This is a genomic window from Streptomyces sp. NPDC001717, from assembly GCF_042892775.1.
Lineage (GTDB): Bacteria > Actinomycetota > Actinomycetes > Streptomycetales > Streptomycetaceae > Streptomyces.
In genome coordinates, this window is record NZ_JBIAUK010000031.1 from 56,368 (window position 1) to 75,287 (window position 18,920).

Annotated in this window: 19 protein-coding genes; 12 read left to right on the plus strand and 7 right to left on the minus strand. The window is 70.7% G+C overall.

The annotated features are described in order from the left end of the window. The first annotated feature begins 60 nt into the window (after positions 1-60). Both ACFYZL_RS33280 and ACFYZL_RS33285 read left to right on the plus strand, forming a co-directional pair. Positions 61-657 (plus strand): hypothetical protein, encoded by a 597-nt coding sequence (locus ACFYZL_RS33280; protein WP_384746733.1) that lies wholly within the window; start codon positions 61-63, stop codon positions 655-657. Positions 658-714: 57 nt separating this feature from the next. Then, a complete protein-coding gene (locus ACFYZL_RS33285) occupies positions 715-1,209 on the plus strand; it encodes a DUF5949 family protein (protein WP_384746731.1) in 495 nt (164 codons plus the stop codon). Positions 1,210-1,308: 99 nt separating this feature from the next. On the opposite strand, the gene ACFYZL_RS33290 is transcribed toward ACFYZL_RS33285, so the two are convergent. The 3 genes from ACFYZL_RS33290 to ACFYZL_RS33300 all read right to left on the minus strand — a co-directional run bounded on the left by ACFYZL_RS33290 (position 1,309) and on the right by ACFYZL_RS33300 (position 4,566). Continuing rightward, entirely contained in the window at positions 1,309-2,565 is a 1,257-nt protein-coding gene (locus tag ACFYZL_RS33290; RefSeq protein WP_388684183.1) for a cytochrome P450, read from the minus strand. A 79-nt stretch (positions 2,566-2,644) separates the two neighbouring features. Continuing rightward, entirely contained in the window at positions 2,645-3,808 is a 1,164-nt protein-coding gene (locus tag ACFYZL_RS33295; RefSeq protein WP_384746727.1) for a low temperature requirement protein A, read from the minus strand. Between the two features lie 29 nt (positions 3,809-3,837). Next, positions 3,838-4,566 carry a sirohydrochlorin chelatase gene (locus ACFYZL_RS33300; RefSeq protein WP_384746725.1) on the minus strand — a complete coding sequence of 243 codons (729 nt, stop codon included), beginning with the start codon at positions 4,564-4,566 and terminating at the stop codon, positions 3,838-3,840. Positions 4,567-4,751: 185 nt separating this feature from the next. On the opposite strand from ACFYZL_RS33300, the gene ACFYZL_RS33305 reads away from it, so the two are divergent. The 10 genes from ACFYZL_RS33305 (at position 4,752) to ACFYZL_RS33350 (ending at position 16,426) form a co-directional block, all read left to right on the plus strand. Continuing rightward, complete coding sequence (locus ACFYZL_RS33305; RefSeq protein ID WP_384746723.1) at positions 4,752-6,161, plus strand: NarK family nitrate/nitrite MFS transporter; 1,410 nt, start codon at positions 4,752-4,754, stop codon at positions 6,159-6,161. Positions 6,162-6,429: 268 nt separating this feature from the next. Further along, the gene (gene pflB / locus ACFYZL_RS33310) at positions 6,430-8,700 is read left to right on the plus strand and encodes a formate C-acetyltransferase (RefSeq protein WP_388684187.1); all 2,271 of its coding nucleotides are present in this window, start codon (positions 6,430-6,432) and stop codon (positions 8,698-8,700) included. 81 nt (positions 8,701-8,781) lie between these two features. Beyond that, positions 8,782-9,609 (plus strand): pyruvate formate-lyase-activating protein, encoded by an 828-nt coding sequence (gene pflA / locus ACFYZL_RS33315; RefSeq protein ID WP_384746719.1) that lies wholly within the window; start codon positions 8,782-8,784, stop codon positions 9,607-9,609. Between the two features lie 67 nt (positions 9,610-9,676). Further along, complete coding sequence (locus ACFYZL_RS33320; protein ID WP_384746717.1) at positions 9,677-10,783, plus strand: MFS transporter; 1,107 nt, start codon at positions 9,677-9,679, stop codon at positions 10,781-10,783. Further along, positions 10,780-13,101, plus strand: coding sequence for a molybdopterin oxidoreductase family protein (locus tag ACFYZL_RS33325; RefSeq protein WP_388684189.1), 2,322 nt, complete (start codon positions 10,780-10,782; stop codon positions 13,099-13,101). Before ACFYZL_RS33320 ends, ACFYZL_RS33325 begins: the two co-directional genes overlap by 4 nt. 6 nt (positions 13,102-13,107) lie before the next feature. Then, positions 13,108-13,707 carry a 4Fe-4S dicluster domain-containing protein gene (locus tag ACFYZL_RS33330; protein ID WP_384590006.1) on the plus strand — a complete coding sequence of 200 codons (600 nt, stop codon included), beginning with the start codon at positions 13,108-13,110 and terminating at the stop codon, positions 13,705-13,707. Continuing rightward, entirely contained in the window at positions 13,704-14,363 is a 660-nt protein-coding gene (locus ACFYZL_RS33335; RefSeq protein ID WP_384746711.1) for a ubiquinol-cytochrome c reductase iron-sulfur subunit, read from the plus strand. Before ACFYZL_RS33330 ends, ACFYZL_RS33335 begins: the two co-directional genes overlap by 4 nt. Then, the gene (locus ACFYZL_RS33340; RefSeq protein ID WP_384746709.1) at positions 14,360-14,728 is read left to right on the plus strand and encodes a hypothetical protein; all 369 of its coding nucleotides are present in this window, start codon (positions 14,360-14,362) and stop codon (positions 14,726-14,728) included. Before ACFYZL_RS33335 ends, ACFYZL_RS33340 begins: the two co-directional genes overlap by 4 nt. 2 nt (positions 14,729-14,730) lie before the next feature. Next, on the plus strand, positions 14,731-16,158 hold the full coding sequence (locus ACFYZL_RS33345) for a NarK family nitrate/nitrite MFS transporter (RefSeq protein WP_384746707.1): 1,428 nt from the start codon (positions 14,731-14,733) through the stop codon (positions 16,156-16,158). Positions 16,159-16,195: 37 nt separating this feature from the next. Further along, on the plus strand, positions 16,196-16,426 hold the full coding sequence (locus tag ACFYZL_RS33350; RefSeq protein WP_384746705.1) for a hypothetical protein: 231 nt from the start codon (positions 16,196-16,198) through the stop codon (positions 16,424-16,426). A gap of 13 nt (positions 16,427-16,439) precedes the next feature. On the opposite strand, the gene mscL is transcribed toward ACFYZL_RS33350, so the two are convergent. The 4 genes from mscL to ACFYZL_RS33370 all read right to left on the minus strand — a co-directional run bounded on the left by mscL (position 16,440) and on the right by ACFYZL_RS33370 (position 18,902). Further along, positions 16,440-16,949, minus strand: a complete 510-nt coding sequence (gene mscL / locus ACFYZL_RS33355; protein ID WP_384746703.1) for a large conductance mechanosensitive channel protein MscL — start codon at positions 16,947-16,949, stop codon at positions 16,440-16,442. 120 nt (positions 16,950-17,069) lie between these two features. Then, positions 17,070-17,504 carry a hypothetical protein gene (locus ACFYZL_RS33360; RefSeq protein ID WP_388684194.1) on the minus strand — a complete coding sequence of 145 codons (435 nt, stop codon included), beginning with the start codon at positions 17,502-17,504 and terminating at the stop codon, positions 17,070-17,072. A 282-nt stretch (positions 17,505-17,786) separates the two neighbouring features. Next, on the minus strand, positions 17,787-18,341 hold the full coding sequence (locus ACFYZL_RS33365; protein WP_388684197.1) for a carboxymuconolactone decarboxylase family protein: 555 nt from the start codon (positions 18,339-18,341) through the stop codon (positions 17,787-17,789). 93 nt (positions 18,342-18,434) lie between these two features. Beyond that, positions 18,435-18,902 carry a hypothetical protein gene (locus tag ACFYZL_RS33370; RefSeq protein WP_384746697.1) on the minus strand — a complete coding sequence of 156 codons (468 nt, stop codon included), beginning with the start codon at positions 18,900-18,902 and terminating at the stop codon, positions 18,435-18,437. Positions 18,903-18,920: the final 18 nt, after the last annotated feature.

Consider the following 18,920-nt stretch of genomic DNA (forward strand, 5'->3'; position numbering starts at 1 on the left):
TGTGCAATTCCCCTTCGGGGCGCGTGAGACTGGCCGGAATACGTGCCGAAGGGATCCCGAATGCGCCCCGCCCCCCGCCCGCTTCCCCTGCTCGCCGCCACCGCCCTCCTGCCGCTGCTCCTGTTCGGTTCCGCGGCCTGCGACCGTGCTCCGGAGGGGGCGCTCGCCCCGGCCGCCGCGCCCGCGGTCCCGGTGGACGACGGCGCTCCGGGCGCCGCCGGCGCGCCCGTGCGGGCCGGGGCGAGGGATGCCCATGTGGGTGACGCCCTACGGGTGCGCGGGCAGCGGCTCGGTCGCCACCTGGAGGTCCTGTTGGCCGCGTACGTGGACCCGGCGGTCAGCGTGGCGAAGGACTTCGCCCCGGCCCCCGGGAAGCGGTGGGTGGCCGCCTCGATGTCGTTCGTCAACGTGGGCGGGGACTCGTACGGGGCGCTCGGACGCATGTGGGCGCACGACAGCGCAGGACAGCGCCACCCGGTGGTGCCCGCCGGTGAACTGACGACGGGCAAACCGCTCGTCTTCGATTCCCTCGCGGTCGGTGAGCGGGCCGAGGGCTGGGTGGTGTTCGAAGTTCCGGAAAACGCCCGCATCGACCGGCTCCAGTACCAGGACGCGAACATCAGGACGAATTCCGGAGAGGGATTCTGGGCGGTCTAGCCCGCCCGGGTGAAAGGCCGTGAAATGCTCGGCGGCCGGACCACTAGGGTGCGGCGCATGACTTCTACACAAGCCGAAATCGACCGGACCCAGCTCGGCACCCTTTCCGTGCTCGCCTGGATCGGCGACCCCTCCGAGGCACACGACATCCCGTACCTCCTCGCCTACACCCTCGGTGACGGCCCGGGCGGCCGGGAAGCCGGGGAGACGGCGGCCCGCGGGCTGCTGGAGGAGATCGGCCTGCCCATCGGCGACGTCGTCATGGACGGCACCCGCAACCCGGCCGGCTTCCCGGTGCAGATCCTGCTGGAGGGCAACCAGATCGCGCTCACCCTGCCCGGGATGAACGCGCGCTGCACCGCCCCGGACGAGTGGGTCGCCGCCGCGGACGAGAGCGGCCAGGCGTACTTCCTGTTCGCCACGCGGGCCTGGCCCGAGGCCGTCCCCGGTCAGCCGGTCGCCCCGGAGACGCTTCAGGCGTTCGCGGGCGACGAGGCCGTGCTCACGGGCAGCGCCCACTGCGTGCTCGCGGTGCGCCGCCTGCAGAAGTAGCCGCGCCGCCGCCGCGGCGAGCGGCACGGCACCGCGCTCCGGCCGCCGGGCTCCCAGCCTGCCCGGTGGCCGGCCCCCCTTCCCGGGCCGGGGGCGGGCTCAGGGGCGCTCGAAGGCGAACCTGAGCGAGCGGACCCGGTTGTCGAAGTTCGACCCCGCCAGATCGGGCAGTCCCACCGCGCGCAGCCCGACCGGCCGGGTCAGCAACTCGTGGAAGAGGGCCCGCATCTCCACCCGGGCCAGGTGCGCGCCCAGACAGAAGTGCGGGCCGCCGCCACCGAAGCCGAGGTGCGGATTGGGCGAGCGGGTGATGTCGAAGGCGTCCGGGTCGGGGAAGACCGCCTCGTCCCGGTTGGCGGAGGCGTAGTACAGCACCACCTTGTCGCCGGGCCGGAACAGGTGCCCCTCCACGGTGTGTTCGGCCACCACGGTCCTGCGGAACTGGATGATCGGCGTCGAGTGCCGGATCATCTCCTCGACCGCGCCGTCGGCGTGCTTCTCGAAGTCCGAGAGCAGCAGGTCCCGTTGGTCCGGGTGGTCGGTGAGCAGCGTCAGGCCGTGGGTGATCGCGTTGCGGGTGGTCTCCACCCCGGCGACCATCAAGAGGGAGAAGAACGCGCCCAGTTGCCGGGCGCCGAGGGCCTGGCCGTCCACGTTCGCGCAGACCAGCGCCGAGATGAGGTCGTCGGTCGGGTTCTTGCGGCGCTCGCGCCCGATGCCCGCCACCATCCGCTGCATGCGGGCGAGGGCGCGCAGCCCCCGACCGGGCATCCGCAGCCGCGAGGCCAGGCCCCGCTCCACGCCGATGTTCTCGGAGGCGTGGTTGACGCGGTCGGCGATCTCGGGCCGGTGTCGCTCCGGGATGCCCATCATGTTGCAGATGACCTCCAGGGGCAGGCGGGAGGCCACCGCCGAGACGAACTCGTCCGGCCGGTCCGCCAGTACGTCGTCCACGATGCGGGTCGCCACGGCGTGGATGTCGGCCTCCGCCGCCGCGAGGAGGCGGGGGGTGAAGGCCCGCTGCACGACCTTCCGGAGCTGGGCGTGGTCGGGGCCGTCCAGGTTGACCATCGAGTCCCCGAACAGGGCACGGACCCAGCGGGCGGGCTCGGGAGTGGTCACGCCGGGGGCGCTGGCGAACACCTTCGGGAGGCGGCTGGCCTCCTGCACGTGGGCGTGGCGGAGGAGGGCCCAGTGACCGGCCCCGCCGGTCCCTTCGGGGACGAAGACGGGGCCGCCGGTCTCTCGGAGGCGGGCGAAGACGGCGAGGCGGTGGGCGGGCGGGGCCTGCCAGAAGCCCGGCTCGGCCAGTTCCCTGCCGGGGGCTCCGCCGGATCGCTGCGGGGGGAGTGTCATGACCTGCCAACGCCACCGGGGGTGCGGGGGTGACGGTCCGCCTGCCGCGCCGCCGCCGGGGCGCGGTCCCGGGGGGTGGTCACCGGAGGGCGGCCTCCGGGGCGGACCTCGTGGCCAACGTCAGGCCGACCGCGACCGTGGCCGCGCAGACCAGGCCCGCGTACAGGACCGCGTACGCGCCGGTCCACGTGCAGGCCAGGACGGCCACGGCAGCCACCGGCAGCGTCAGTTGCTGCGCCACACCCCGCTTGAAGTGGCGGGAGTGCAGGAACCAGACCATCAGGAGGAACCCCGCGCTCGGCACCGTCACGGCGGCGTTCGCGGCCACCTGCGAGATGTGCGCCGCACCCACCGCGTGTTCGACCGCCACCTCGATGCCCGCCCCGATCGCCGCGCCCGAGGCGAAGATCAGCAGGTGCCCGTACCCCCACGGGATCGCCTCCCGGTTGGTGTTCAGCCGTTCGTGCATCGGCACAGCGAAGTAGATCCACCACGCCGCGAAGACGATCAGCAGCCCGCCGCCGGCGATCGGCAGCAGCAGGCCCACCGCGTCGTGCTCGTCCAGCGCCGACTTGACCGCGACCGTGGCCGCCGAGATCGTCTCGCCCAGCACGATGATGGTGAACAGGCCGTACCGCTCCACGATGTGGTGCGCGTGCCACGAGGTCTGGTGGTTGCGCTCCGCGATCGCCGGAACGAGCAGCTCGGCGACGACCAGGACCAGGAACAGCAGACGCTTGGCACCCGCGGGGGCGAACAGCAGCGCCACCCAGCCCGCCTGGCAGATCACCAGCCCGGCCGCGTACGTCAGCGCGGACGTCCTCGCCGCGCCCTCTTCCCCGGCCGCCGCCCGCAGCCACTGCGCGGTCAGCGCGACGCGCATGATGATGTAGCCGATGACGGGGACCGTCCAGTCGTTCTCGTCGAAGGCCCGGCTCACCCCCGCCGCGTAGACCAGTACGCCGACGATCTGGACGAAGGTCGCGAGCCGGTACGGGACGTCGTCGACGTCGTAGGCGGAGGCGAACCACGTGAAGTTCATCCACGCCCACCACACGCCGAAGAAGACGAAGAAGTAGCCGATCACCCCCGTCCCCGGGTGGCCCTCCGCCAGCGCGTGCACCAGCCGGGCGCCGGCTTGCGCGATGGCGACGACGAAACAGAGGTCGAAGAAGAGTTCGAGCGGGGTGGATGCGCGGTGGAGCTCGTCGCGGCGGCGGGCGGTCATCGACAGGTAGGCCATACCGGTCAGGAGACCAGACGGGCGCCCGTTCAGCAGCCCGGACGCGCAGCCCGCACCGCCCACGTGCCCCGGGCGGATTCGTAGCGCTCCCACACCAGCCGGGCCAGGCACGGGTGGTCGGCCAGCGGTTCCGAGACCGTCCAGGCGCCGTGGCCGGCGAGGGTGTGCGTGAAGCGGCCCGGGGCAAGCAGGTGTGCCGCGACGGCGATGCGGCGGTGCCCGGCGGCCTCCAGGGCGGCCAGCGCCTGCGGAACCGTGGGCTCGGCCGAGGTCAGGTACGCGGGGACCACCGGGACGGGGTCGGGGCCCGCGCCGGGGTCGGAGGCGAGCAGGGCGGCGAGGCGGGCCGCGCAGACCTCCGTACCGGCGTTCCCACCGGGCCGGGAGGAGCCCGCGCCCGCCACGACCACGGCATCGGCCCGCTCGTGGGGGCTCCGGCGGCGCTCGGCTTCCCGCAGTCGGCCGTGCAGGGCCAGGGCGATGCCGGGATCGCCGCCGAGCCCCTCGGTGAGGACGCAGCCGGTGCCTTCGAGGACGGTGGGGATGTCGACGTGGCGGTGGTAGCCGTCCCCGAGGAGCAGCGGGACGACCACCGCGCCCGGGTGCGCCCGTACGACGTCGGCGAGGGACGGGGACTGCACGTCCAGGTGGCCGACGACCGGGCGGGTCCCGCTCAGCGCCTCGACGGCGGAGGTGAGCCGCGCGATGGTCGCGGCGGCGGCCGGGACCGTGCTGCCGTGCACGGCGAGTACGAGCATGGGTGCCGCCCCCTTCGCGCTCGGTGGCGTACGGCCGGATCGGCCGGGGACACCTTCCACGCTAGTGCCGTGGCACGCGGGCCGTACGTCCCGTCGCCCACAGTGCGTTCTCCTCTGCCGCGAGGCGCCCCCGGAAACGGAACCTGGATAGGCAAGGACACCCCTCGACACCTGAGGACGAAGCCATGAGTTCCGCCACGCAGGAAGCGGTACGGCCGCAGCTCGCCGATCCGGAGCAGTACCGTCCGGGCCGCACGATCACGGACTGGACGCCGGAGGACCCGTCCTTCTGGCGGACCACCGGGAAGAAGGTGGCCACCCGCAACCTGTGGATCGCCGTGCCGGCGCTGCTGGTGGCCTTCGTGGTCTGGCAGGTCTGGAGCATCACGGCGACGAACCTGAAGGACGTCGGCTTCGGCTTCAGCCAGTCGCAGCTGTTCTGGCTCACCGCCGTTCCCGGGATCACCGGCGGAACGGCCCGGATCTTCTACACCTTCCTGGGCCCGAGGATCGGCCAGCGCCGGTTCACCGCGCTCTCGACCGTCGTGCTGATCGTGCCGCTGCTGTGGCTGGGCTTCGCGGTGCAGGACACGTCGACCTCGTACACGACCATGGTCGCGATCGCCGCGCTGTGCGGCATCGGCGGCGCGAACTTCTCCTCCTCGCTCGCCAACATCGGCTTCTTCTACCCGAAGCAGGAGAAGGGCAACGCGACCGGGATCAACGGCGGTCTGGGCAACCTGGGCGTCTCCGTCGTGCAGCTCCTCACGCCCATCCTGATCACGTCCTCGGTCCTCGCGATCGGCGCGGGCCAGAAGAAGGCGGACGGCTCGGAGATCCACCTCCAGAACGCGGCCTTCGTCTGGGTCCCGGTGCTGGTCGTGCTGGCCGCGGTGGCCTGGTTCGGGCAGAACGACCTGAAGGTGGCCGCGACCCCCTTCGGCCAGCAGAAGATCATCTTCAAGCGCAAGCACAACTGGCTGATGACCTGGCTCTACGTCGGCACGTTCGGCTCCTTCATCGGCTTCGCGGCGGCCCTGCCGCTGCTCATCAAGACCACCTTCCCCGCGTACTCGGTGGCCGCCTACGCCTGGATGGGCCCGGCCCTGGGCGCGCTGGCCCGCTGGGCGGGCGGCTGGATCGCGGACAAGCTGGGCGGCGCGCGGGTGACGATCCTGTCCTTCGTGGGCATGGCGGCCTCGATCATCGGCGTGATCACCTTCCTTCCCGCGGGCTCGGACACCGGTTCCTTCCACGGCTTCTTCCTCTGCTTCCTGTCGGCGTTCCTCTTCTCGGGGATCGGCAACGGCTCGACCTTCCGGCAGATCCCGGTCATCTTCCGCGGACAGCACCTGAAGGGCCTGGCGGAGGGCACCCCGCAGTACGCGGCCGCGTTGAAGCAGGCCGAGATCGAGTCGGGCGCGGTGACGGGCTTCACCGCCGCGATCGCCGCCTACGGCTTCTTCTTCATCCCGGCGATGTTCGCCAACTTCTCCGTGACGAGCGCGATGTGGGGCTTCGTGGCCTTCTACGCCTCCTGCGTGGTCGTGGCCTGGTGGTTCTACGCCCGCAAGGGCGCGGAAGCCCCGAGCTAGACCGCTGCGGAGCGGGGCCGGAACCGTCTTCGGGGCGGCTGCGGCCCCGTTCGGCGTTTCCGCGAACCACATTATTGTGAAAACTTTCACAAGCGCACGATGGACCTTCGGCCTGCTCGAAATGCCAGGTCAGGGCTACCGGGGGACGATGGGGAGCGGGTGATCGCGGGACCTTCGGGCCCCAGCTCGGGACCAACGCGGAGGCAAATGATCGATCAAAAGGCGTGCAATGGATACAAGCAACGAGGCGACTGGGAAGGTGCGGGCGATGACTGCCACCCCTGCGGAGACCACGAGGAACGGCAAGGCCTGGGAGGGCTTCAAGGGCGGACTGTGGCGCGACGTCATCGACGTCCGCGACTTCATCCAGCAGAACTACACGCCCTACGAGGGCGACGACTCCTTCCTGGCCGGCCCCACCGAGCGCACCACCGCCGTGTGGAAGTCGATCACCGACAAGTTCCCGGAGGAGCGCGAGAAGGGCGTCTACGACATCGCCCACGACATCCCGTCGACGATCACCTCGCACGCCCCCGGCTGGATCGACCGCGACAAGGACCTGATCGTCGGCCTCCAGACGGACGCCCCGCTCAAGCGCGCGATCATGCCGTACGGCGGCTGGCGCATGGTCGCCGGCGCCCTGGAGACCTACGGCTACCCGGTCTCCCCGGAGCTGGAGAAGGTCTTCACGGAGTGGCGCAAGACTCACAACGCCGGTGTCTTCGACGCCTACACCCCCGAGATCCGCGCCGCCCGCAAGGCCGGCGTCGTGACCGGCCTGCCGGACGCCTACGGGCGCGGCCGCATCATCGGCGACTACCGCCGGGTGGCCCTCTACGGCGTCGACCGCCTGATCGCCTTCAAGAAGGAGGAGAAGGACGAGCTGAACTCCCTCCCGGCGGGCGACCGTTCACTGGAGGAGACGATCCGGCTGCGCGAGGAGCTCTCCGAGCAGATCCGCGCGCTCGCCGAGCTCAAGGCGATGGCGGCCTCCTACGGGCACGACATCTCCGGCCCGGCCGGCACCGGCCGCGAGGCGATCCAGTGGCTGTACTTCGCCTACCTGGCAGCCGTGAAGGAGCAGAACGGCGCGGCCATGTCGCTCGGCCGCACCTCCACCTTCATCGACGTCTACCTCCAGCGCGACCTGGAGGCCGGTCGCCTCACCGAGGAGCAGGCCCAGGAACTCGTCGACGACTTCATCATCAAGCTCCGCATCGTCCGCTTCCTGCGCACCCCGGAGTACGACGAGCTGTTCTCCGGCGACCCGACCTGGGTCACCGAGTCGATCGCCGGCATGGGCGAGGACGGCCGCCCGCTGGTGACCAGGTCCTCCTTCCGCTACCTCCAGACCCTCTACAACCTCGGCCCGGCCCCCGAGCCGAACATGACGGTCTTCTGGTCGCCGCGGCTGCCGCAGGGCTTCAAGGAGTTCTGCGCCCGCGTCTCGATCGACACCTCCTCGGTGCAGTACGAGTCGGACGAGCTGATGCGTCCGCGCTTCGGCGACGACACCGCCATCGCGTGTTGCGTCTCCGCGATGCCGGTCGGCAAGCAGATGCAGTTCTTCGGCGCCCGCGTGAACCTCGCCAAGACCCTCCTCTACGCGATCAACGGCGGCCGTGACGAGAAGTCCGGCGCCCAGGTCGGGCCGGCCACCGGGGCCCTGACCGCCGAAGTGCTGGACTACGACGAGGTCATGGCCAAGTTCGACGAGCAGATGGAATGGCTCGCCGCGACCTACGTCCACGCCCTCAACGTCATCCACTACATGCACGACAAGTACGCCTACGAGCGCATCGAGATGGCCCTGCACGACCGCGACGTGCGCCGCACCATGGCCTGCGGCATCGCCGGCCTCTCGGTCGCCGCGGACTCGCTGTCCGCCATCAAGTACGCGAAGGTCTCCGTCGTGCGCGACGAGACGGGGCTCGCCACCGACTTCCGTCTGGAGGGCGACTACCCGGCGTACGGGAACAACGACGACCGCGTCGACGGCATCGCGGTCTGGCTCGTCGAGGAGTTCATGAAGAAGGTGCGGGCGCACCCGACCTACCGGGACGCCGAGCACACGCAGTCCGTGCTGACGATCACCTCGAACGTGGTCTACGGCAAGAAGACCGGCAACACCCCCGACGGTCGCCGCGCCGGCGAGCCCTTCTCCCCGGGCGCCAACCCGATGAACGGTCGTGACACCCACGGCTACGTCACCTCGGCGCTGTCGGTCGCCAAGCTCCCCTACGAGGACGCCGAGGACGGCATCTCGCTGACCAACACCGTCACCCCGGACGGCCTGGGCCGCACCCCCGAGGAGCGGATCAAGAACCTGGCGGGCGTGCTCGACGGCTACATGGCCGTCGACGGCTTCCACATGAACGTGAACGTGCTCAATCGCGACACGCTCATGGAGGCCATGGAGCACCCGGAGAACCACCCGCAGCTGACCATCCGCGTCAGCGGCTACGCGGTCAACTTCGTCCGCCTCACGCGGGACCAGCAGCTCGACGTGCTGAACCGCACCTTCCACGGCTCGCTGTAAGGGCCTCCCCGGACCGCGCGGCCAGGGGTCGGGCCCTCACCCCGACCCCTGGGCCGTGCACCCACCTCTGGAGCACCTGCCATGACCGTCCTCTTCGGCCCGAGCATCCCCGTCGGCCAGACCGCGGCCGTCACCGTCAGCGCCGGGCGGACCCCGGCCGCCGCGGCGACGCAGCGGCCCAGTGAGGGCTCCGTGCACTCCTGGGACCTCTCCACCGGGGTGGACGGCCCCGGCACCCGCTTCGTGACCTTCCTCGCCGGGTGCCCGCTGACCTGCCTGTACTGCCACAACCCCGACACCATGAAGATGCGAAACGGCAGGCGCACCTCGGCCGACGACGTCATCGCCGAGGCCCGCAAGTACACCCGGTTCATCGCCGCCGCGGGCGGCGGGGCCACCGTCTCGGGCGGCGAGCCGCTGCTCCAGCCCGTGTTCGCGGGCGAACTGCTGCACCGTATGAAGCACGACCTCGGCCTGCACACCGCCCTCGACACCTCCGGCTTCCTGGGCGCCCGAGCCACCGACGCGCTGCTGCGCGACGTGGACCTGGTCCTGCTCGACATCAAGTCCTGGGACCGCGAGACGTACGAGCGCCTCACCAGCCGCCCGCTGGAACCCACCCTGGACTTCGCCCGCCGCCTCGCGGACCTCGGCAAGGAGGTGCACCTGCGCTTCGTGTTGGTGCCCGGGCTGACCGACGCCCGGGAGAACATCGAGGGCGTCGCCGCCTTCGCCGGCACCCTCGGCAACGTCTCGCGCGTCGACGTCCTGCCCTTCCACAAGCTGGGGGAGAGCAAGTGGGAAGCCCTGGGCATGGAGTTCACCCTGCACGACACCCCCTCGCCCACACCCGAGCAGGTGGCCGAGGCCAAGGCGGTCTTCGCTGCTCAGGGCCTGAAAGCCGTCTAACCCGGTCGGCCCAATAATAAGTACTGCATAACGGGCTGAATCGGTACATACCACTTAGCGTGGTGCTGTGTCCGAGCCCACCGAAGTCCTCACCGAAACCCCACCGCCGGAGCCGCCGGCCCAGCCGCTCCAGAGCCCACCGCCGGCCGGGAAACCCGTCGCCGTACGGGCCACCCTGGCCGGCGTCGTCGTCTCTCTGCTGCTCATCGTCGCGATCGTGCTCGGCAGCCGCCTCCTGCGCGACTTCGACTCGGCGCTGCTGCCGTACGCCGTCGCCACCGTGTTCCTCGCCTTCGGCGTGGCCTACCGGTACACCGTGTGGGTCTCCGCACCCGGCGCCCGCCGCCTCTTCAAGAAGGGGTTCGGCAGCTTCTTCTCCGCCGAGAACTTCCGCAAGGCGCCCACCGCACTGCCGAAGATGATCGCCACCTACCTGGGCTTCCAGAAGTTCCTCGGCGCCCGCTCACGCTCGCGCTGGGCCGCCCACCAACTCATCTTCTGGGGCTGCATCCTGGCCGCGCTCATCACCTTCCCGCTGACCTGGGGCTGGTTCACCTTCACCTCGGACAGCGGCTCCGGACCGGGCTACGAGATGCGGATCTGGGGCTTCAAGGTCCTCGGCTTCGACTCGCTGAACATCCTGGGCTGGCTGATGTTCCACGGCCTGGACATCGCCGCGGTCCTCGTCATCCCCGGCGCCTCGTACTTCCTGTGGCGGCGGATGAAGGACCGGGGCGCCATCACCGGGCAGCGCTTCGCCTACGACCTGCTCCCGCTGATCTGCCTGATCGTGATCTCCGTGACCGGGCTGCTGCTGACCTTCTCGTCGATCTTCCTGCACGGCGGCGGCTACGAGTTCCTGGCCATCCTGCACATGGTGTCGGTGGTCTTCACCCTCATCTACATCCCGTTCGGGAAGTTCTTCCACATCGTCCAGCGCCCCGCCGCCGTCGGCATGCAGTTGTTCAAGTACACGGCCCGCCAGGACGACCAGGTCTTCGCCTGCAAGCGCTGCGGGGAACCCATCGACACCGCCCCGTACGTGGAGAACCTGCGCGGGACGATGCGGGACCTGAAGCTCGACTTCGACTCCTGGGCCGAATACTGCCCGCGCTGCAAGCGGGTCCTGCGCGGCAACGCCTATCTGAACCACGTCAAGAAGGGCTTCAAGTGACCGCGACGGACCCCGCCCGGACGGGCCGCCCGCTGCCCTTCGACCCCTCCATCGCCCCGCCCGGCACCCGCAACTTCCGCGACGCGGGCGGCATCCCCGCCGACCAGTGGCACGCCGACCAGAACGGCGAGACCCTCGTCCCCACCCACTGCTGCTTCTGCGGCGTGCAGTGCGGGATGTACCTGCGCGTGGACCGGGGCGGCAAGGTCTTCGGCGTCGAGCCCCGCAACCACGACATCAACCGGATGCGGCTGTGCCCCAAGGGCATCAACGCCTACCAGCAGGTCAACCACCCCGACCGGCTGACGAGCCCGCTGCTGCGCCGCACCCGGGACGAGGAATTCAGGGAGGTCTCCTGGGACGAGGCCCTCGACTTCACCGTCTCCGAGATCCGCCGCATCCAGGGCGCCCACGGCAACGACGCCTTCGGCCTGCTCGGCGGCGCCAGCCTCTACTCCGAGAAGACCTACCTGGTCGGCAAGTTCGGCCGGGTCGCCCTCAAGACCCGGCACGTCGACTACAACGGCCGCCTGTGCATGGTCAGCGCCGCCGGCGCCAACAAACTGTCCTTCGGCATCGACCGGGCCGCCAACCCCTTCTCCGACATCCTCCTCACCGACTGCCTGCTGATCGCCGGGTCGAACGTGGGCGAGTGCTTCCCCGTGATGACCCAGTACCTGTGGGGCGCCCGGGACCGGGGCGCCTCGCTGATCGTGGTCGATCCGCGCCAGACGGCCATCGCCCGCACCGCCGACGTGCACGTCGCCCTCAAACCCGGCACCGACGCCGCGTTCTTCAACGCCGTCCTGCACGTGGTCATCGCCGAGGGCCTGACCGACGAGGGCTACCTCGCCGCCCACACCACCGGCTGGGAAGAGGTCAAGAAGACCGTCCAGGACTACCCGCCCGCGCGCTCCGCCACGATCTGCGGGGTCCCCGAGGAACAGATCGTCCAGGTGGCCCGCATGTTCGGCGGCGCGGGCAAGGCCATGGCCTTCCACGCGCGCGGGGTCGAGCACCACTCGCAGGGCGTCGAGAACTGCCTGGCGATCATCAACCTGTGCGTCGCCACCGGGAACCTCGGCAAGCCCGGCGCCGGCTACGGCACCATCACCGGCCAGGGCAACGGCCAGGGCGGCCGCGAACACGGCCAGAAGTCCGACCTGCTGCCCGGCGGCCGCTCCATCATGAACGAGGAGCACCGCCGCCAGATCTGCCGGATCTGGGGCATCGAGGAGTCCGAACTCCCGCCCGCCGGCACCTCCATGATGGAGATGGTCTGGCAGATGCAGCGGCAGGAGATCCGCGGCCTGATCGGCATCTGCAACAACCCCTTCGTCTCCCTCCCCAACTACGGGGCGGTCAAGGAGGGCTACGACCGCCTCGAATTCCACGCCCAGTTCGACTTCTTCCTCTCCGAGACCGCGGCCAACGCGCACGTGGTCTTCCCCGTCACCGTGTGGGCCGAGGACGAGGGCGTCATGGCCAACACCGAGGCCCGTGTCGTCAAGCACAACAAGGCCCAGGAACCGCCCGCCGGAGTGCGCACCGACACCTGGGTGATGTGCGAACTCGCACGCCGCCTCGGCGCCGGCGACAAGTTCGACTTCGCCGGCTCCCGCGAGGTGTTCGAGGAGCTCCGCATCGCCTCCGCCGGCACGGTCAACGACTACTACGGCATCACCTACGAACGCCTGGAGGAGACCGGCGGCATCATGTGGCCCTGCCCCAGCACCGACCACCCGGGCACCCCCCGGCTGTTCGAGGGCGGCAAGACCTTCCACCCCGACGGGAAGGTCCACATGCAGGTCGTCGAGTGGCACGCGCCGATGGACCCCTACACCGAGGAGTTCCCCCTCTCCCTCACCACCGGCCGCACCGTCGCCCACTTCCTCTCCGGCAACCAGACCCGGCGCCTGGGCGCCCTCGTCGAGCAGACCCCGCGCCCCTGGGTGGAGGTCCACCCCTCGCACGGCTTCCGCAACGGCGACCCGGTCAGGGTGGTCACCCGCCGTGGCAGCGAGGTCTTCCCGGCCCTGGTCACCGAGGCCATCCGGCCGGACACCGTCTTCATCCCCTACCACTGGCCCGTGCCGACGGCCGCGAACGCCCTGACCATCGACGCCCTCGACCCCCGCTCGAAGATCCCCGAGTACAAGGTCTGCGCCGCCCGGATCGAGGCCGGCGAACAGGTCGACGAGGTGCCCGCGCCGCCCACGGCCCCGGGCCGCGTGGCCTATCCGCAGACCCAGGTCTCCCGGACCGACCCCCTGCCGCCCACGTCCTCGCAGGGCCGTGGCACGGCGGAGAGGAGCTGACCCGCCATGATGGGCCGCACGATCTTCATCGACCCGGGTCGCTGCATCGGCTGCCAGGCCTGCGTCTCCGCCTGCCGCGAATGCGACTCCCACCGCGGCAAGTCCATGATCCACCTGGACTACACCGATCCCGGCATGTCCGTCGCCTCCCTCCCGACCGTCTGCATGCACTGCGAGGATCCCGTCGCGCCCTGCGCCGAGGTCTGTCCCGCCGACGCGATCCTGGTGACCGCCGACGGAGTGGTCCAACAGGCCGACACCACCCGCTGCATCGGCTGCGCCAACTGCGTCAACGCCTGCCCCTTCGGCGTCCCGAAGATCGACCTCCAGGCGAAGCTGCAGATGAAGTGCAACCTCTGCTACGACCGCACCGCATACGGCCTGGCCCCCATGTGCGCCACCGTCTGCCCCACCGGAGCCCTCTTCTACGGAACCCTCGAAGAACTCCAGGCGGAACGCCCCGGCGTGCAGGTGGCCGACTCCTTCGCCTTCGGTGACGTGGTGGTCAACACCGGTGTGGCGATGGTCGTCCCCGCCGACAAGGTCCAGTGGCCCGTCCCCGGCGGTCTGCCCGTCGTGGAAGTGAATGGAGTGGACGTCCGATGAGCGTCACCGCACAGCCCCCTGCGGCTTCCACCCCGGACCCCGACGGCGACGCCGCCGCCGAGCAGTTGCGCGACCGGATCAGCGCCGACTCCCTCACGACCCGCCGCGACTACCTGCGGATCGTCGCCACCGTCTCCGGCGGCCTGGCCGTCGGCGGTGTCGGCGTCGCCGCCGGCATCCTGCACCGCCACGGCGACAGCGAGAAGCTCCCCGAACCCAAGAAGGTCACCGACGTGCTGGCGCCCGGCCAGTCCGTGGCCTTCCGCTTCCCCGGCGAAGAGGACCGGGCCGTCGCCGTCCGGCTCGCCGACGGCACCCTCGTCGGCTACTCCGCCGTCTGCACCCACCTGGCCTGCGCCGTGCTCTGGCGCGAGGACCGGGGTCCCGAAGGGGAGCTGTACTGCCCCTGCCACGAAGGCGTCTTCGACGCGCGCACCGGCGAGGTCACCGCGGGTCCGCCACCGCGCCCGCTCCCCAGGGTCTTCCTGACCGAGCAGGGCGACGGCAGTGTCTGGGCCATCGGCACCGCCCGGTCGGGAGAGCCGGCCAAGGACGCCCTCTGCCGGCAGTTCGGCGATTCCCACCCCGAGTTCTCGGCGCAACTGCGCTGCCCGGGATCGGATCGCGCCGCCGAGCCCGAGAGGAAGCGCACATGAGCGCCCCGCAAGTGCCTCCACGTCCGGACTACCAACCGGGCAGCGCCCAGCCACGGCTGAACCGGCCGGTCCACGAGCGGTACCCGCAGATCCGCCCCACCAGCGGCTACGGAGACCCGCGGACCCGCCACACGGGCCCCGGCCCGGGAGCCGGCACCGAGCAGGAGCCGGAACGATCCTCGAAGCTCAACGCACGCCTGGCCCTGGCCCTCACCGTGCTCATCGGACAGCTCTGGGCGCTGACCGTGACCGTCAACGAGTGGATGAAGGGCAACACCGGAACGGCTTGGTGGGGAGCGGGATTCCTGATCCTTTCCTTCCTCGTCGTCCTCGGACTGTGGATCCTCGACCCCAAGGACCGGTGAACATGTCGATGCCCACGCCCACCCCGTCCGCGGTGCGCTCGCACCGCGCGGAGACCTACAAGCCCGGCGCCACCATCGGCGATTGGCGGCCCGAGGACGACGGCTTCTGGCAGTCCACCGGGCGCAGGGTGGCTCAGCGCAACCTCTGGGTCTCGATCCCGGCGCTGATGCTCGGCTTCGTGGTCTGGCAGGTCTGGTCGGTGACCGTCGTCAAGCTGAACGACGTCGGCTTCGGGTTCTCCAAGTCGCAGCTGTTCTGGCTGACGGCCATTCCCGGAATCACCGGCGGCACCTTCCGGATCCTGTACACCTTCATCGGGCCGATCTTCGGCGAGCGGAAGTTCACCGCCTTCAGCACGCTGATCCTGGTCGCGCCGATGCTGTGGCTCGGCTTCGCCCTCCAGGACAACGGCACCCCCTACTGGGAGCTGGCGCTGATCGCCGCCGTGTGCGGCATCGGCGGCGCGAACTTCGCCTCCTCCATGGCCAACATCGGCTTCTTCTTCCCCAAGCGGGAGAAGGGCAGCGCCAACGGCCTCAACGGCGGTCTCGGCAACCTCGGTGTGAGCGTGGTCCAGCTGGTCGCTCCGCTGGTGGTCACCGCGGCCGTCCTGGGCGCGCCGGCGGGCGGCCCGCAGCACGACGCGAAGAACGACACGGACATCTGGCTGCAGAACGGCGCCTTCCTGTGGGTGCCGCTGTTGGTGATCATGGCGCTGCTCGCCTGGTTCCTGATGAACGACCTCAGGGTGGCCGCCGCCCCCTTCAGCCAGCAGAAGATCATCTTTCAGCGCAAGCACAACTGGCTGATGACCTGGCTCTACGTCGGCACCTTCGGCTCCTTCATCGGCTTCGCCGCCGGCCTGCCCCTCCTGATCAAGAACAACTTCGAGTCGCAGGGCTACCAGGCCACCACCTACGCCTGGATCGGCCCCTTCATCGGCGCGCTCATGCGCTGGGCCGGCGGCTGGCTCGCCGACAGGATCGGCGGTGCGAAGGTCACCATGCTGTCGTTCGTCGGCATGGCCGCCTCCCTGGTCGTGGTGATCTTCGCGCTGCCCTCGGGCGGCGACCAGGGCAGCTTCTGGGCCTTCTTCATCGGTTTCCTCGCCGCCTTCGCCTTCTCCGGCCTCGGCAACGGATCGACCTTCCGGCAGATCCCGGTCATCTTCCGGGACCAGCACATGCGCGAGGCCGAGGGCAAGGGACCCGAGGCGCAGGCGGCAGCGCTCAAGCAGTCCGAGATGGAGGCGGGCGCCGTCACCGGCTTCTCCTCCGCCATCGCCGCCTACGGCTTCTTCTTCATCCCCGCGATGTTCGCGGCGATGGCCGTCACCAACGCGCTGTGGATCTTCATCGGCTTCTACGCCACGTGCCTTGCGGTGTGCTGGTGGTTCTACGCCCGCAAGGGCGCCGAGGCCCCGAGCTGAGCGGAGCGGGCGCCGGGGGCGGCCGTACCCTGGAGGCATGAGCACCTCCGCCGCCCCCGACCCGCATCCCGAGCCCGCCGCGAAGCCGGAGCCCAAGCCGGAGGCCGAGCCCAAGCCCAGGCCCAAGCCGAGGCTGGTCTTCGACGACCCCCTGGACCAGCAGTCCTCGGACGACACCGACCGCGGCTGGGGCGAGCGACCCCCCGCCGGCGGAAGCGCGGCCGACCTGGCCCGCTTCCTCGACGAGAAGCCCCCGCACCACATCTGAACCGGCGGAACCGTCAGAACGCGTCGCGCGACCCCGGGGCGACTCCCGCGCCGCTGCCGTTGCTGCCGGCCCGCTGGGCGACCAGGTTGTCCCGGATCTCCTTGAGGACCTCCAGCTCGGTGATCTCCATCGTCTCCTGGACGCCCTCCCGGGCCTTGCGGCGCTGCTCCTGCTTGGCGAGGTACTTCGCCATCGGCAGGACCATCAGGAAGTACACGACCGCCGCGGTGATCACGAAGGTCAGCGTGGCGTTCAGCACCGAGCCCCAGAGGATCTCGACGCCCGTGGGCTGCCCGTCCGGGCCGAGCTCGCAAGGCGCCTTGATGCAGGTCTTGTAGCCCTCCAGGCTCTTCGTGCCGACCGCGCCCACGACCGGGCCGATGATCCCCTTGACGATCGAGTTCACGATGTTCGTGAACGCGGCGCCGATCACCACGGCGACCGCCAGGTCGACCACGTTGCCGCGCATCAGGAAGGCCTTGAAGCCCGCCAGGACGCTCTCCTTCTTCTTCTCGCCCACCACTGAGCCTTTCTTCGAATCTGCCGAACACGGAGTCAACGGTTCCGAAAGCTACGGCAGTCCAGGCCCGGCGTGTCCAATCGACGCCCACTTGGAGGTGACTTGACTGGGCGTGCGTGCGAATCAACACAACGTCACCGCCAGCCGTGCCACGGAGCCCGCCCCCACGAGAGCCCGCGCGGTTTCCCGGGGCACGGACAGGACCACGAGGGCCCCACCGTCCCCAACACCCTCCTCGGGAGCGGGCACTTCGGCAACCCGGGCCCCCGCGGCCACCACCCTGGGCGGCCCGGCGCGCTCCGCCGCCACCACGTCGACCCGGTCCCCGGGCCGCAACAGCCGCACCGTCGCCGCGTCCGCGATGCGTACCGGCGCGGAGGCCGTCCGCACGGCCGCCGCGGGCGCCGGGGCCTTCACCTCCGCGGGGGCGGCGCCCCGTGAGGCCTGGGCCTCCGTGCCGCCCACCGCCAGGGCCGCCGCGGCGACCGCGAGCGCGGCCGCGGTGGCACGACGCCGACGCCGCAGGACCCTGCGCAGCCGATCCCCGCCCCGCCCCACGCGGAGCGGGGGGAACTGCGGGACCGTGTGCGCGGGGGGACAGGCGGAGGAGGGACGGATCGAGGACGGGGGATGGGGCGAGGAGGAGTGATGGGGCGTGGGGGAGGAGGGACGGGGTGCGGAGGAAGAACTGGTGGAAGCAGTAAAGGACATGAGGAACACCGCCCAGCCGGTCGCGTGCCGTGTCCGGACCCTGCGCCCGGACACACCCCACGATCCGGCCTCCCGCCGACTCCCGCTCCGGCCTGTGGACGGTCCCCGCTCTGTGGATATCGCCGTCACTCACACGGGGGTGATCGTGCACGCCTCCGCGAAGCCCTGGCTGGTCAGACCGAAGGCGCTGTTGACCCGCGAGCGCCAGTTCTCCAGGGCGACCACCGCGGTGAGTTCGACGAACGCCGCCTCGCCGAGCCGCGCGATCAGTTCGGCGGCGAGCTCGTCGGTGACCGACGGCTCGGTCTCCGTCATGGCCTCGGCGTACTCCATGACGAGCGCCTCCAGCGCGGTGAAGGCCTCGCGGTTCTCCCTCCACCGCGGCACCAGTTCGATCTTCCGCGTCGACAGGCCCTTCTCATGGCCCTCCCAGTAGCCGAAGTCCATGCACCACGAGCAGTTGATGCGGGCCGCCGCGGCCATCACCGCCAGGTGCTTCAGCCCGGCTTCGAGGGCGTTCCACTTCGCCGCCTGCTGTTCGAGGCGGACGTACGAGAACAGCACCCGCGCGTTGTGCCCGTACGCCTGGCCGGGGTCGAGCACCTTGCCGTACGTGCGGCGCGAGTACCAGGCGCCGATGCGCATGAGGAGGGTGCGGGGCGGGGTGAGCGAGATGCGCGGCATGGCTGTCGTCTCCCGGGAAGCGGTCTCGGTGGGTCCTTCATCGGCAAGGACCGGACAGCCCCCCGGAATGTGACGGCTTCCGGGAAAAAGTTTCTACGAGACCCCGAGCGCGACGAGGAGCCGGTCGGCGAGGTCCTCCGCGAAGATCTCCTCGCCGGTGAGCGCGGACCTGATGCCCGCGGCGTCGGCGGTCAGTCCCGCGGCGGCCGCCCAGGCGAGCGCCCCGGCCACGGCCCCCTCGACCGGGTAGCGGCCGAGCGGTATCCCGTAGTCCTCGGCCTTTCTCCGGTTCAGCAGGGCCTTCCAGCGGCTCCCGACCGGGGTGACGGCCTCGACGAAACCGACGTCGCTGTCGAGGTACGCCACCGTGAACACGGGCTCGCCCGTCCGCCGCGCCACCACGGTGCCGCCACCGGTCGGCCGGTCGGCGAAGGTCGCCGTCGCCCACTCGCCGGCCGGTCTCGCACCCGGGTCGATCCCCTCGAACCCGGCCGCCCCGGTGATCCTCAGCAGCTCCGCCGCGGAACAGCGGGCCACGATCATCCCCCCGAAATCTCCCATGACCGGAGGGTACGTCCC

Bases quoted from the DNA above. Each gene is read 5' to 3' on its own strand.
- ACFYZL_RS33340 (WP_384746709.1), top strand. From the start codon at position 14,360: ATGAGCGCCCCGCAAGTGCCTCCACGTCCGGACTACCAACCGGGCAGC.
- ACFYZL_RS33300 (WP_384746725.1), bottom strand. From the start codon at position 4,566: ATGCTCGTACTCGCCGTGCACGGCAGCACGGTCCCGGCCGCCGCCGCG.
- ACFYZL_RS33345 (WP_384746707.1), top strand. From the start codon at position 14,731: ATGTCGATGCCCACGCCCACCCCGTCCGCGGTGCGCTCGCACCGCGCG.
- pflA (WP_384746719.1), top strand. From the start codon at position 8,782: ATGACCGTCCTCTTCGGCCCGAGCATCCCCGTCGGCCAGACCGCGGCC.
- ACFYZL_RS33350 (WP_384746705.1), top strand. From the start codon at position 16,196: ATGAGCACCTCCGCCGCCCCCGACCCGCATCCCGAGCCCGCCGCGAAG.
- pflB (WP_388684187.1), top strand. From the start codon at position 6,430: ATGACTGCCACCCCTGCGGAGACCACGAGGAACGGCAAGGCCTGGGAG.
- ACFYZL_RS33280 (WP_384746733.1), top strand. From the start codon at position 61: ATGCGCCCCGCCCCCCGCCCGCTTCCCCTGCTCGCCGCCACCGCCCTC.
- ACFYZL_RS33295 (WP_384746727.1), bottom strand. From the start codon at position 3,808: ATGGCCTACCTGTCGATGACCGCCCGCCGCCGCGACGAGCTCCACCGC.
- ACFYZL_RS33365 (WP_388684197.1), bottom strand. From the start codon at position 18,341: ATGCCGCGCATCTCGCTCACCCCGCCCCGCACCCTCCTCATGCGCATC.
- ACFYZL_RS33335 (WP_384746711.1), top strand. From the start codon at position 13,704: ATGAGCGTCACCGCACAGCCCCCTGCGGCTTCCACCCCGGACCCCGAC.
- ACFYZL_RS33290 (WP_388684183.1), bottom strand. From the start codon at position 2,565: ATGACACTCCCCCCGCAGCGATCCGGCGGAGCCCCCGGCAGGGAACTG.
- ACFYZL_RS33330 (WP_384590006.1), top strand. From the start codon at position 13,108: ATGATGGGCCGCACGATCTTCATCGACCCGGGTCGCTGCATCGGCTGC.
- ACFYZL_RS33305 (WP_384746723.1), top strand. From the start codon at position 4,752: ATGAGTTCCGCCACGCAGGAAGCGGTACGGCCGCAGCTCGCCGATCCG.
- ACFYZL_RS33370 (WP_384746697.1), bottom strand. From the start codon at position 18,902: ATGGGAGATTTCGGGGGGATGATCGTGGCCCGCTGTTCCGCGGCGGAG.
- ACFYZL_RS33285 (WP_384746731.1), top strand. From the start codon at position 715: ATGACTTCTACACAAGCCGAAATCGACCGGACCCAGCTCGGCACCCTT.